The organism is Alcanivorax sp. VBW004, assembly GCF_009718865.1.
GTDB lineage: Bacteria > Pseudomonadota > Gammaproteobacteria > Pseudomonadales > Alcanivoracaceae > Alcanivorax.
On sequence record NZ_WNHC01000001.1, the window covers coordinates 167,794 to 180,350 of the forward strand.

Genomic DNA, 12,557 nt, shown 5'->3' on the forward strand with positions numbered 1-12,557 from the left:
CTCAGGCCTGAAGGGATAGCACCGTATCTGCCAGGTCCCCCGCCAGTTGCTGCAATTCCTGCCTGTCGCCGGAACGCTGGGCGAACGCCCGCAATCCCATGACTTCGCACTGCAGACGGCGCGCCAATCGATCCGGCTGATGGGCTGGATCGTCGGGGTCGCGTATCTGCCCCGCCGCTTTCGCCTCCGCAAAGGCCTGGCGGAAAATAGCCTCCATATCGGCCAGGCGTGTTTCGATTTTCTGCTGTAACGCCGGGGTTTCTGCTCCCGCTTCCAGTAGCCCCTTTACCAGCATGCAGGCCCGGGAAGGCGGGTTGGTGTCGCGCAGCTTGCCCAGTTCGCGCAGATACTCTGCCAGCCCTTCAATGGGGGTTTGCTGGCCACGGAGGTTATCCAGGAAATCCTTGCCCATGGTGCCGGCATACAAGTCCAGGGCCTGACTATAGAGCGATTCCTTGTTGCCAAACGCGGCATAGATGCTGCCAGGCCGCATATCCAGCGCGTGCTCGATATCTTTGAGAGAGGTAGCATGAAAGCCTTTCTCCCAGAACAGGGTCACGGCCTTCTCGAGGCAATCTTGCCGATCGTACGCCGCCATTCTGGGCATCTGTTATCTCCACCATGCAAACAATGAGGGCAGTTTAACAATTTTTGAGTATTCACTCAAAAAAGGTATTGCAGTCGCTCATACACGTGTTAGGGTGACGCTGTTCTTGAGCGATCACTCAAATAAAGACATCGCTTATCCCGGCTGATCCAAAGGAGGACACCATGACCGATTTCACCCTGCACACTGAAGAGACGGCCCCCGAAGCCAGCCAGGCGCTGTTGAAAGAATCGCAAAAAAGCTTTGGCATGATTCCCAACCTGCATGCCGTCATGGCTGAAGCCCCCGGCCTGCTGGAGGGCTACCAGAAACTGCACGCTTTATTCCTGGAAACCAGCTTTACCGACGAGGAAGTGACCGTGGTTTGGCAAACCATTAACGTGGAACATGCCTGCCACTATTGCGTCCCCGCCCATACCGGCATTGCCAAATCCATGGAAGTGGACGACCGCATCACCGACGCGCTACGCGACAAGACACCCTTGCCCACAGATAAACTGGAAGCCCTGCGGGACTTCACGTTATCGGTGGTCCGCGATCGCGGCGAAGTGAACGATGAAGCAGTGAAGGCTTTCCTCGCCGCCGGCTTTGAAAAGCGGCATATTCTGGAAGTGATTCTGGGCCTGTCCCAGAAGGTGATGAGTAATTACACCAATCACCTGGCCAACACCCCCGTCGACAAACCGTTCAAAAAGTTTGAATGGCATGCGGATGGCGCCCCCACATCCTGAAACAATGCCCAAGATCCTGCTCCACCCTCAAGGTGGGGCAGGCTTCCTCACTTTTTCCCCTCCCCTTCATACCGGTAAATCTGGCAATCAGGAATGCGGCGAGTTAGCCAAGTGACGGCTCGTATCGTTTATTTGCCGATACAGAACGAGGAGAAAATTCGCCCCAGCAGATCATCAGCGGTAAAGGCACCGGTGATTTCTTCCAGGGCTTTCTGGGCGGCGCGCAGGTCTTCGGCCAGCAGCTCGCCAGCCGCATGGCCATGCAATTGCCGCTCACCACTGTCCAGGGCCGCCAACGCCTGCTCCAGCGCAGTAATATGACGACGGCGAGCGGAAAAACGACTTTGCCCTTCGCCCTGGTAGCCGGCGGCGTCTTTCAGATGACGGCGCAACGCCTCCAGCCCATCACCGCTGGCCGCTGAAATCACAAAGGCGCCGTCTTCACGCTGACCGGCCGGCAGCCCGGACAGGTCTGCTTTATTCAGTACCACGGTGACGGGCAGTTCCAGGTTTTCCAACTGCTGCTGGCTTTGCGGGAGCAGGCTGTGGATATCATTGATATCCCCCTCGCTATCGCGGGAATCCACCATCACCAGCAAACGGTCGGCCTTGCGCATTTCAGCGTAGGCGCGACGAATCCCTTCCTGTTCCACCACGTCAGCACTGTCACGCAGGCCGGCGGTGTCGATCAGGTTCAGGGGCATGCCGTCCAGCTGGATGGATTCGCGCAGCACGTCCCGGGTGGTGCCGGCAATATCGGTAACGATAGCGGCGTCAAACCCCGCCAGGGCATTCATCAGTGACGATTTTCCCGCATTGGGTTTGCCGGCGATCACCAGGGTCATGCCTTCGCGCACCAGCCGCCCCTGGTTGGCTTCATCCAGCACGCGCAGGCACTGGCTGCGTACCGCGGTCAGGTCGCTGGCCACCTTGCCATCGGACAGGAAGTCGATTTCTTCTTCCGGGAAATCGATGGCCGCTTCCACATAGATGCGCAGCCCAATCAGTGCTTCGACCAGCTGGTTCACTTCATCGGAAAACACCCCCTGCAGGGAATGCAGGGCGGCACGGGCGGAGGCGCTGGTGCCGGCATCAATCAAATCGGCGATGGCTTCCGCCTGGGTCAGATCCATCTTGTCGTTGAGGAAGGCCCGCTGGGAGAATTCTCCGGCACGGGCCTGACGGGCACCGGCTGCGATACAGGCGGCTACCAGCATGTCCAGAATAACCGGGCCGCCGTGGCCCTGGAGTTCCACCACATCTTCCCCGGTAAAGGAATGCGGGGCCGGAAACGTGATGGCCAGGCCTTCGTCGAGAATTTCCCCAGCCTGATCACGAAAACGCCGAAAGTGTGCCACCCTGGGTGATAGTGATTGCCCACCTACAACAAGAGACGCAATGCTCAGGGCCTGCGGACCGGAAAGACGCACCACACCGACGCCACCCCGGCCGGGAGCGGTGGCAATGGCAACAATGGTATCTGGGGAAGAGGTGTGCATAAGGGAATTATAGAGAGCGCCTGATGCCTCGCGCCAGACGCCGGACAGAAAAGAAAAAAGCCGATCTTTCGATCGGCTTCATTCTGTCTTGCGGCCAGCGTGGTGCGTCAGGCCTCATTCTCAATCTTGCGGGTAATGATCCACTGCTGGGCAATGGACAGGATGTTGTTGGTCAGCCAGTACAGTACCAGGCCAGCCGGGAACCACAGCATGAACACCGCAAAGATCATCGGCATCCATTTCATCACCTGCGCCTGGGTCGGGTCCGCCGGTGTCGGGTTCAGGCGGGTCTGCAGGAACATGGACGCGCCCATCAGGATCGGCAGCACAAAGTACGGGTCCATCACAGACAGGTCATTGATCCACAGGAAGAACGGCGCCTGGCGCAGCTCAACGGATTCCAGCAGCACATAGTACAGGGCGATAAACACCGGCATCTGTACCAGCATGGGCAAGCAGCCGCCCAGCGGGTTGATCTTTTCCCGCTTGAACAGATTCATGGTTTCCATCTGCTGCTTCTGCTTGTCGTTCTTGTTCTGCTCCTTGATGCGCTGCATTTCCGGCGCAACCTTGCGCATCTTGGCCATGGAACGATAGCTGGTGGCGCTGAGCTTGAAGAAGATCGCCTTGATGATGAAGGTCAGCAGGATGATTGCCACACCCCAGTTACCCACACCGCCACCGATGTCGATATCCATACCGAAGACGGACACTTCCCCGCTCTGCAGGAACACCAGCAGGGCAAAGATGGGCTGGGAGATAAACCACAACCAGCCATAGTCCACGGTCATGTTCAGGCCCGGGCTGATCGCTTCCAGGTTGTCCTGCTGCTTGGGACCGGCATAGAACTCGGCATACAACACCGACTCTTCACCCGGCTGCACCGTGGTATTCGGAGAAACGAATCGCAGCAGGTACTGGTCGCGTGATTGCAGGTACACGCTGGAGTAATGGTTTTTCTGTTTGGCGTCGGGAATCCAGGCAGACACAAAGTAATGCTGGACCATGGCAAGCCAGCCGCCTTCCACGGTCTGGTCCAGCTTGACCCCGTCTTCACTCATGTCATCAAACGTGAGCTTGTTGTAAGGCTTCTCCGGATTCCAGTACGCAGCCCCCAGGTAGGTGGGCATGGGCGCAAAGCCGGTGGTGGACAACCCGGGGTCATCGCTACCATCGCGCTTGATCTGGCCATACAGGGCGCCCGTCCAGGGGCTGCTGCCGTTATTGCGGACGATATGGCTGACACGAACCAGGTAGCTCCCTTTCTCGAAGGTATAGCGCTTGATGATCTCGGCGCCATTGTCCTGGGTCAGGGTCAGATCCACATTCAGCTCGTTGCTGCCCTCGGCAAGCTGGTAACTCTGCTGGGCACTGCTCCAGTGCGGGCGACCTTTGCTGGAATCGGTGCCGTTCTTGCCTACCAGGCCACTCTGGGCCACGTAGGTGCCACTGTTGCTCTGATCCATGAACACAAAGGGCTGATCAGGGGTATCGATATGTTTGGGGTAATCGGGCAACGCCAGACGAACGATATCGCCGCCGACCGGGTTGATTTCTACCCGCAGCACATCGGTGCTGACCTCAATGCGCCTGGAGGAGGTGGCGGTATCCGGAGTATCGATCTGGGGAGCGACAGGCTGATCACCGTCAGCCTGGGCGGCCGGGATGCTGTTCTCGGTTTCCGGCTGCGGCGCAGGCAAATCCGCACTGTCTGCGGATGAAGGGCTCCCTTGCTCTGCCACCTGTTCAACAGGGACAGGGGTTGCCGAATCTGCGTGATCCCGCTGCCAGGCCTGAATCATCAGGTATGAGACAACGGCAATGCCGGTAATAACTAGGGCGCGCTGGATTTCCATAAGAGGCTTATCTGTGGCGTGAAAAACGGGCCGCAGTTTCTCAAGCTTGCCGACACTTAGCAAGCAGCTTGTCAAATAGCCGGGTGATATCGCGGGTAACCTGATCCGGATCCGGGTTCTCGATTCGGCCCCTGACCAGCAGGATTATGTCCAGACCAGCCAGTTCCTGCTGCCGGCAGCGGAACTGTTCGCGTACCCGCCGCTTGATTCTGGCACGGTCTACGGCGCGTTTGGCGCGTTTACGGCCAATCACCAGGCCCAGTCGGGGCTGCGGTTGGGTATTGCGTGTTACCAGAAGCAAGTAACTGCCCAAGCCAACCTTCCATTCAGGTTGATCAAAGACGGTCTGATACTGGGAACCGGTAAGGAGGCGGTGTTGGCGGGTAAAGGCCTGTGAGATGGGCACTGTTACCTCAGCCAGGAAGGCAAGGTAAAACGGTTGGCTTATGCAGCCAACCGCTTACGGCCCTTGGCACGACGAGCGGCCAAAATTTTGCGGCCATTTTTCGTGGCCATACGAGCACGGAAACCGTGAGCACGTTTGCGCTTGAGCACGCTTGGCTGGAATGTACGTTTCATGGCGTCTTCCCCATGGATTAGACAGCGATTAGAAGGGCGGCAAGTCTAGGGAAACCGAGGGGTTGTGTCAACGCGCTTTTCAGCCTGCTCGAAAGAAGAAAAGAAAAGACTGTTAATAGATTTTATATATTTAAGTATTTATTGATTGTAGTAGTAGTTATAGGGGAAGGCGGTTTTTGTGGGTAAACCTGAAAATCGTATTTATTTCAATTGCTTGGCGTAATAATAACTTGCGTATCATTGTGTGTAAGTGCTGGGGGTTGTGTGGGGACTAGCTGTCATTAAATGTGGGTATAAGTTGTGCCCCAGGTTATCCACCGGGTTGTACCGGTGCCGGTCAACAGGGTTATGGCCCTAGTTATCCACAGAAAGTTGTCATTAAAAAAAGCCCAGTCGCCTGTGGATAGGTGGGCTTCTGTAGGGGTAGAATGGCTGGCTCGACGGCGGTTGTGCATGAACGGTTTCTCCGCGATCCCCGCGAGCAATACATCAAGGAAATAAAGGCGGGTGTGTGTCTGAAGAGCTCTGGCAACGCTGTCTGACGCGACTCGAGGATGAGTTGCCGTCGCAGCAGTTCAACATGTGGATCCGGCCGCTTCAGGTGGCTGCATCTGCGGATGGTGCGGAGCTGACCCTGTTTGCCCCCAACCGTTTTGTGGTGGACTGGGTCCGCGACAAATACCTGGACCGTATCGGCGAGGTGTTGGGCGAGATGCAATCAGGTCCACTGCCGCAGTTGCGCCTGGAAGTGGGCTCTACCCGCGCCAGCACGCCCGTAGCGGCGTCTTTCAATGGTTCTGCGCCAGCAGCCAGCAGCGGGCCGATAACCACGCCTGCGGTGGCGCCAGCGCCCCGTCAGCCTGAATCCGATAGCAGGCCGCAGCCCACGGCGCTGGGCGGCGCCCGCAAGCATCGCAGTAACCTCAATACCGGCTTTACCTTTTCCACCTTTGTCGAGGGCAAGTCCAACCGCATGGCGGCGGCGGCTGCCCAGCAGGTTGCGGAAAACCCGGCTAGCCATGGCTATAACCCGTTGCTGTTATACGGGGGCGTTGGTCTGGGTAAGACTCACCTGATGCATGCGGTGGGCAATGAGTTGTTGCGGCGCAACCCCAATGCCAAGGTGGTCTACCTGCACAGTGAGCGTTTTGTGGCAGATATGATCTCCGCGCTGCGTAACAAGACCATCAACGAGTTCAAGCGGTTCTATCGTTCCGTGGATGCGCTGCTGATTGACGATATTCAATTCTTTGCAGGTAAGGAGCAATCCCAGGAAGAGTTCTTCCATACCTTTAACGCGTTGCTGGAAAATGGTCAGCAGATCATCCTCACCTGTGACAAGTTTCCCAAAGAGGTGGATGGGCTGGAGGAGCGCCTGAAGAGCCGGTTTGGTTGGGGCTTGTCCCAGCCCATGGAGCCGCCGGAGCTGGAAACCCGGGTGGCGATCCTGAAGAAGAAGGCGGAAGAGGCCAAGGTGGATCTGCCCAACGATGCGGCCTTCTTTATTGCCCAGCGAATCCGTTCTAATGTACGGGAGCTGGAAGGCGCGTTGCGCCGGGTGATCGCCCATGTGCGCTTTACCGGGGCGCAGATTGATATCGGCCTGATCAAGGAAGCGCTGAAGGATCTGATTGCGCTGCAGGCGCGGCAAATCAGCATCGACAATATCCAGCGCATCGTGGCCGAGTATTACAAAATCAAGATTAACGACTTGCTGTCGCCCCGGCGGACACGCTCGGTGGCGCGGCCCCGTCAGGTTGCCATGGCGTTGTCGAAAGAGCTGACAAGCCACAGCCTGCCGGAGATCGGTGAGAATTTTGGTGGCCGGGATCACACCACCGTGCTGCACGCCTGTCGCAAGGTGCTGGAGTTGCGGGAATCCAATCCGGAAATCGAAGAAGATTATCAGAATCTGTTACGGACATTGACGTCCTAATCGGGGTGGCTCTGTGGCGAGCAAACCCAATAACCAGAACGGGAAAGCGCAATGAAATTCTCAATCAATAGAGAACAACTGCTCAAGCCGCTACAGCAGGTCGCCGCCGTGGTGGAAAAGCGACAGACCCTGCCGGTGCTGTCCAACGTTTTGCTGGAAGTGGGCGACGGCCAGCTTTCCATGACCGGGACAGACCTGGAGCTGGAACTGGTGGCGCGTCTGCCGCTGGAAGGTGAGCAGGAGCCGGGGGAGACCACCGTGCCGGCCCGCAAGCTGGTGGATATTGCCAAGAGCCTGCCGGCGGAAGCGGACATTCGCTTCGAGGTGGATGGTGAGCGCATGCTGGTTCGTTCCGGCCGCAGCCGTTTTACCCTGTCCACCCTGCCCGCCTCGGAATTCCCCAATCTGGAAGAGGATGCTGCGGGTAGCAGCCTGGAAATGAAGCCGGATGTGCTGCGTGGCCTGATCGATCGCACCGCCTTTTCCATGGCGCAGCAGGATGTGCGTTATTACCTGAACGGCATGCTGTTCGAGCTCAAGCCGGGCCGTCTGCGCGCCGTGGCCACCGATGGCCACCGCCTGGCGCTGTGTGATGCCGAGCTGGATGCGCCTGTGGAAGAAGCCTCCGTGATCCTCCCCCGCAAAGGGGTGATGGAACTGTCGCGTATTCTGGGTGACAGCGGTGAGGCAGCTCGCCTGACCATTGGTCGTAACCACGTCCGCATCGTGGTGGGTGCCATCACCTTCACGTCCAAGCTGGTGGATGGCAAGTTCCCGGAATACGACCGGGTGATTCCCAAGGAAGGCTCGCGCAAAGTGGTCGCAGACCGCGAAACCCTGCGCCAGGCACTGGCCCGGGTAGCTATCCTTTCCAACGAAAAGTACCGCGGTGTGCGGGTGCAGTTGTCAGAGGGCAGCCTGAGAATTGTGGCCAACAACCCGGAACAGGAAGAAGCGGAAGAGGAAGTGTCCGTGGATTTCAATGGCTCGCCGCTGGAAATCGGCTTTAACGTGAGCTACCTGCTGGATGTGCTGAACACCATGGGCGGCACTCAGGCAGAGTTGGAAATGGGCGACAGCAATAGCAGTGCCCTGGTCTTTGACCCAGAGAGTAAGGCTGCCGTGTATGTGGTTATGCCGATGCGCCTCTGAGCATGATGCCCCTTGCCGGGGTGGCCGCGATGGCCACCCCGCCGTTGTTGTCCCCTCCCCTTTTCCCTTGCTGTTGTTCCCCTGATGCTTAGCCGCCTTCAATTGAGCGATTTCCGTAATTACGGCACCGCAGAGGTGGATTTGTCCCCGTCTCTGAATGTGATCCTGGGGGATAATGGCAGCGGCAAAACCAGTCTTCTTGAAGCCATTTACTTTATAGGCAGTGGTGGCCGTTCGTTCCGGGGCGGTCGTTTGTCGCGCCTGGTGCGTGATGGTGCGGAAGCCGCCACGTTGTATGCGGAGGTTTTAGCCGCTGAGGAATTGCACCGGCTTGGGGTGCGTCGCACCCCGGGCGGAATTGATGCAATCAAACTGGATGGCCAGACCCCCAAAGCGCTGAGCGAGGTGGCTGCGCTGCTGCCGGTATTGGCGCTACACCCCACGTCTGTGGAGCTGGTGTTCGGCTCCTCGCAACTGCGGCGTCGCTTTATGGACTGGGGAATGTTCCACGTGGAACATCAATTTATGCCTGTGTGGCGAGCGGGGTCGGCGGCTCTTAAGCAGCGCAATGCCCTGCTGCGCACCGGTCGTCCGAGTCAGAGAGAACTGGGCTTTTGGAATCAGCAACTGGCGCAGACTTCTGATAGAATCGAAGGGTTACGCAGAAGCTATCTGGCTGCGCTACAGCGCGGTTTGGATGAAGTCCTGGTGGTACTGGCTCCCGAGCTGAAAATACGGCTCAGGCTGCAAACAGGGCTGCAGAAGGATGAGTCCTACGGGCAAGCGCTGGATCGCCTGCAGACGGATGATCTGCGGCGGGGATTCAGTCAGGCTGGGTTTCATCGCAGTGACATTCGTATTGAAAGCCACGGCGTTGTGGCTCGCGACCGTTTATCTCGCGGGCAGGCCAAATTGGTGGCCTATGGCATGGTGTTGGCCCAGCTACCGTTAATTAGCCAGGCCGGGAAGGTGTGTACCTTGCTGGTGGATGATCTGGCCGCGGAGCTGGATGAAGAGCACCGCAATCAGTTGCTGGGTTATCTGGCCACAACAGGCCACCAGACATTGATCACAGCGTTGGATATGCCCCAATGGGCAGCCATCGTTAATGACAATAACGCATTACAGGCGGTTGAGAGCAAAATGTTCCACGTGGAACATGGCAAGCTGCGACCCCTCACCGAGAGCAAATAAGGAAATACCATGGCGGAGAAAAATTACGATTCATCCAGCATCAAGGTGCTGAAAGGATTGGATGCCGTACGTAAACGTCCCGGCATGTATATCGGTGATACAGATGATGGCACGGGCCTGCACCATATGGTGTTTGAGGTCGTGGATAACTCCATCGATGAAGCGCTTGCCGGGTTTTGCTCCGAGATCAAAGTGGTTATCCACCCGGACGAATCCATGTCCATCCAGGATAATGGCCGTGGTATTCCTACCGAGCTGCACGAAGAAGAAGGCGTGAGCGCTGCCGAAGTGATCATGACGGTGCTGCACGCCGGCGGTAAGTTCGACGACAACACCTACAAGGTGTCCGGTGGCCTGCACGGTGTGGGCGTGTCGGTGGTGAACGCCCTGTCGGAAGAATTGAAGCTGACGATTCGCCGTAACGGCCAGGTTCACGAGCAGATTTATCACCACGGTGTGCCCGCCAACCCCCTGGAAGTGGTGGGAACGACGGATTCCAGTGGCACCGCTGTGCATTTCCGCCCTTCCCCGGAAACCTTCAGCAATATCAAGTTCCACTACGATATCCTCGCCAAGCGGCTGCGTGAGCTGAGCTTTCTGAACTCCGGGGTGCGTATCCACCTGATGGATGAGCGCAGCGGCGATGAAGATGTGTTCGAGTATGAGGGCGGGCTGAGTGCTTTTGTCAGCTACCTGAATACCAACAAAACCGCCCTCAACCAGGTCTTCCACTTCAATTTTGAGCGGGAGGAAGACGGTATTGCGGTGGAAGTGGCCATGCAGTGGAATGATTCCTATCAGGAAAACATTTTCTGCTTTACCAACAATATTCCCCAGCGCGATGGCGGTACGCACCTGGCCGGTTTCCGGGCGGCGCTGACCCGTACCCTGAACAGCTATATGGACAAGGAAGGCTTCCTGAAAAAGGAAAAAGCCAACCCGTCGGGGGATGATGCACGGGAAGGCCTGACGGCGGTGATTTCGGTGAAAGTACCGGATCCCAAGTTTTCCAGCCAGACCAAGGACAAGCTGGTCTCCTCCGAGGTGAAAAGTGCGGTGGAGCAGACCATGGGCGATCTTTTCCAGGATTACCTGCTGGAAAACCCGGGCGAAGCGCGCAGTATTGTACAAAAAATCATCGATGCGGCCCGCGCCCGCGATGCCGCCCGTAAAGCCCGTGAAATGACGCGGCGCAAAGGGGCCCTGGATATCGCTGGCCTGCCCGGAAAGCTGGCGGACTGCCAGCAGAAAGACCCGGCGCTCTCCGAACTCTATATTGTGGAGGGTGATTCTGCGGGGGGCTCGGCCAAACAGGGTCGGGATCGCAAGAATCAGGCGATTCTGCCGCTCAAGGGTAAAATTCTGAACGTGGAAAAAGCCCGTTTCGACAAGATGTTGTCTTCTCAGGAAGTGGGCACCCTGATCACCGCGCTGGGCTGTGGCATTGGCCGCGACGAATACAATATCGACAAACTGCGTTATCACCGCATCATTATCATGACCGATGCGGACGTGGATGGTTCACACATCCGCACCCTGCTGCTCACCTTCTTCTTCCGTCAGCTGCCGGAGCTGATTGAGCGTGGTTACATCTACATTGCCCAGCCGCCGCTCTACAAGGTGAAAAAGGGCAAGCAGGAAACCTATCTGAAAGACGATCCGGCCATGGAGGAATACCTCACTACCCTGGCGCTGGACAAAACCGGCCTGTACCCGGGTGATGATGCGCCACCGATCAGTGGTGAGCCGCTGGCCAAGTTGATCGCCGAGTACCGCGGTGTCATGAAGATTGTCGACCGTCAGTCCCGGGTCTTCCCGGAAGAAGTGCTGGAGCAGATGATCTACATGCCGTCACTCAATGAAGCCTCGCTGAAAGACGAAGCCGCCATGGCGCAGTGGTGCGAGACTCTGGGCAAGCGCGTGGATGCCATCACCGATGCGACCCAGGCGTTTACGATTACCGCCCAGCGTGATGAAGAGCGAGGCCTGTACTTGCCACGTGTGCAAGTACTCGCTCACGGTGTACCCCGCGAATATCGTGTCACTCTGGATTTTCTGCAGTCCCCGGACTATCAGAAGATCAAGGCCTTGGGGGAAACCCTGGAAGGCTTGCTGGCAGAGGATGCCTACATCCAGCGTGGTGAGTCGCAGCGGCCTATTCGCCACTTTGCCGAAGCCCTGGACTGGCTGATGGTGCAGGCGCGCCGTGGTACCAGTTTCCAGCGTTATAAGGGGCTGGGTGAGATGAACGCGGACCAGCTGTGGGAAACCACCATGGACCCGGAAAGCCGCCGTATGCTGCAGGTAACCATCGAAGATGCCATCGCGGCAGACCAGATCTTTACCTGCCTGATGGGCGACGACGTGGACCCACGCCGCCAGTTCATCGAGTCCAATGCGCTGCAGGTATCCAATCTGGATGTTTAAAGAGACGCTGCATGCTTCATGCGGCAAGCAACACGCATAAAAAAAGCGAACCTTCGGGTTCGCTTTTTCGTGGTGCCTGTCGCGTGTAGCGTGTCTTGATTACACCAAAAAATCGTCCAGATTGGCGCCTTTGCTCAGGGCATCCTGCAACCACAGCGGGCGTTTGCCGCGGCCGGTCCAGGTGTTGCTGCTGTTGTTCGGGTCGCGGAACTTTACTTTGGCCGGACGGCGAACACCGGTTTTTTTCTTGGCGGCTTTTTTGCGTGTGGTTTTCTTCTTGTCGGCAGCATTTTTCAGCAGGTCCTGGGGATCGACACCCAGATCCTTGGCCATTTTTTCCAGTACTGCCTGGGCATTTTTCAATTCGGCCTTACGCTTTTTGTCGAGCGCAGACTCTGCCTGCTTGATCAGTTTTTCCAGCTCGTCGACAGACAGTTCGTCAAGATTGATGCTCATTAAGGTGCCCTTGTTTTAGGTCATTGAATAACGGCAAAGACTGTAATTATTTTAATGAGCATTGGCAATATAGAGGCTTAAACACAGAGCGGAAAATAAAAAATACGGTGGCGAAGAATA

11 protein-coding genes are annotated in these 12,557 nt (G+C 57.2%); 5 read left to right on the forward strand and 6 right to left on the reverse strand.

Features of this window, described 5'->3' with window-relative positions:
* Window position 1 precedes the first annotated feature (1 nt).
* Window positions 2–607 carry a TetR/AcrR family transcriptional regulator gene (locus F1529_RS00760; protein WP_039926600.1) on the reverse strand — a complete coding sequence of 202 codons (606 nt, stop codon included), beginning with the start codon at window positions 605–607 and terminating at the stop codon, window positions 2–4.
* A gap of 164 nt (window positions 608–771) precedes the next feature.
* Here F1529_RS00760 and F1529_RS00765 point away from each other — a divergent pair, with 164 nt between their 5' ends.
* Entirely contained in the window at window positions 772–1,338 is a 567-nt protein-coding gene (locus F1529_RS00765; RefSeq protein WP_007149360.1) for a carboxymuconolactone decarboxylase family protein, read from the forward strand.
* 128 nt (window positions 1,339–1,466) lie between these two features.
* On the opposite strand, the gene mnmE is transcribed toward F1529_RS00765, so the two are convergent.
* From mnmE to rpmH, 4 genes are all read right to left on the reverse strand, one after another.
* Complete coding sequence (gene mnmE, locus F1529_RS00770) at window positions 1,467–2,837, reverse strand: tRNA uridine-5-carboxymethylaminomethyl(34) synthesis GTPase MnmE (protein WP_155131208.1); 1,371 nt, start codon at window positions 2,835–2,837, stop codon at window positions 1,467–1,469.
* Window positions 2,838–2,944: 107 nt separating this feature from the next.
* Window positions 2,945–4,693: a membrane protein insertase YidC gene (gene yidC / locus F1529_RS00775; RefSeq protein WP_007149389.1), complete on the reverse strand. Its 1,749-nt coding sequence runs from the start codon at window positions 4,691–4,693 to the stop codon at window positions 2,945–2,947.
* A gap of 40 nt (window positions 4,694–4,733) precedes the next feature.
* Window positions 4,734–5,099: a ribonuclease P protein component gene (gene rnpA, locus F1529_RS00780; protein ID WP_007151384.1), complete on the reverse strand. Its 366-nt coding sequence runs from the start codon at window positions 5,097–5,099 to the stop codon at window positions 4,734–4,736.
* Window positions 5,100–5,137: 38 nt separating this feature from the next.
* Window positions 5,138–5,272 (reverse strand): 50S ribosomal protein L34, encoded by a 135-nt coding sequence (rpmH, locus tag F1529_RS00785; protein WP_011590025.1) that lies wholly within the window; start codon window positions 5,270–5,272, stop codon window positions 5,138–5,140.
* A 511-nt stretch (window positions 5,273–5,783) separates the two neighbouring features.
* Here rpmH and dnaA point away from each other — a divergent pair.
* The 4 genes from dnaA to gyrB all read left to right on the forward strand — a co-directional run bounded on the left by dnaA (window position 5,784) and on the right by gyrB (window position 11,981).
* Window positions 5,784–7,208, forward strand: a complete 1,425-nt coding sequence (dnaA, locus tag F1529_RS00790; RefSeq protein WP_296030739.1) for a chromosomal replication initiator protein DnaA — start codon at window positions 5,784–5,786, stop codon at window positions 7,206–7,208.
* A 51-nt stretch (window positions 7,209–7,259) separates the two neighbouring features.
* On the forward strand, window positions 7,260–8,360 hold the full coding sequence (gene dnaN / locus F1529_RS00795; RefSeq protein ID WP_155131214.1) for a DNA polymerase III subunit beta: 1,101 nt from the start codon (window positions 7,260–7,262) through the stop codon (window positions 8,358–8,360).
* A gap of 84 nt (window positions 8,361–8,444) precedes the next feature.
* Window positions 8,445–9,554 carry a DNA replication/repair protein RecF gene (gene recF / locus F1529_RS00800; RefSeq protein WP_155131217.1) on the forward strand — a complete coding sequence of 370 codons (1,110 nt, stop codon included), beginning with the start codon at window positions 8,445–8,447 and terminating at the stop codon, window positions 9,552–9,554.
* 9 nt (window positions 9,555–9,563) lie between these two features.
* Window positions 9,564–11,981: a DNA topoisomerase (ATP-hydrolyzing) subunit B gene (gene gyrB, locus F1529_RS00805; RefSeq protein WP_007150837.1), complete on the forward strand. Its 2,418-nt coding sequence runs from the start codon at window positions 9,564–9,566 to the stop codon at window positions 11,979–11,981.
* Between the two features lie 99 nt (window positions 11,982–12,080).
* On the opposite strand, the gene F1529_RS00810 is transcribed toward gyrB, so the two are convergent.
* Window positions 12,081–12,437, reverse strand: coding sequence for an H-NS family nucleoid-associated regulatory protein (locus F1529_RS00810; RefSeq protein ID WP_007150019.1), 357 nt, complete (start codon window positions 12,435–12,437; stop codon window positions 12,081–12,083).
* Window positions 12,438–12,557: the final 120 nt, after the last annotated feature.

Coding starts and splice junctions, on each gene's coding strand:
- rpmH (WP_011590025.1), bottom strand. CDS start 5,272: ATGAAACGTACATTCCAGCCAAGCGTGCTCAAGCGCAAACGTGCTCAC.
- mnmE (WP_155131208.1), bottom strand. CDS start 2,837: ATGCACACCTCTTCCCCAGATACCATTGTTGCCATTGCCACCGCTCCC.
- recF (WP_155131217.1), top strand. CDS start 8,445: ATGCTTAGCCGCCTTCAATTGAGCGATTTCCGTAATTACGGCACCGCA.
- F1529_RS00765 (WP_007149360.1), top strand. CDS start 772: ATGACCGATTTCACCCTGCACACTGAAGAGACGGCCCCCGAAGCCAGC.
- yidC (WP_007149389.1), bottom strand. CDS start 4,693: ATGGAAATCCAGCGCGCCCTAGTTATTACCGGCATTGCCGTTGTCTCA.
- F1529_RS00760 (WP_039926600.1), bottom strand. CDS start 607: ATGCCCAGAATGGCGGCGTACGATCGGCAAGATTGCCTCGAGAAGGCC.
- F1529_RS00810 (WP_007150019.1), bottom strand. CDS start 12,437: ATGAGCATCAATCTTGACGAACTGTCTGTCGACGAGCTGGAAAAACTG.
- gyrB (WP_007150837.1), top strand. CDS start 9,564: ATGGCGGAGAAAAATTACGATTCATCCAGCATCAAGGTGCTGAAAGGA.
- dnaN (WP_155131214.1), top strand. CDS start 7,260: ATGAAATTCTCAATCAATAGAGAACAACTGCTCAAGCCGCTACAGCAG.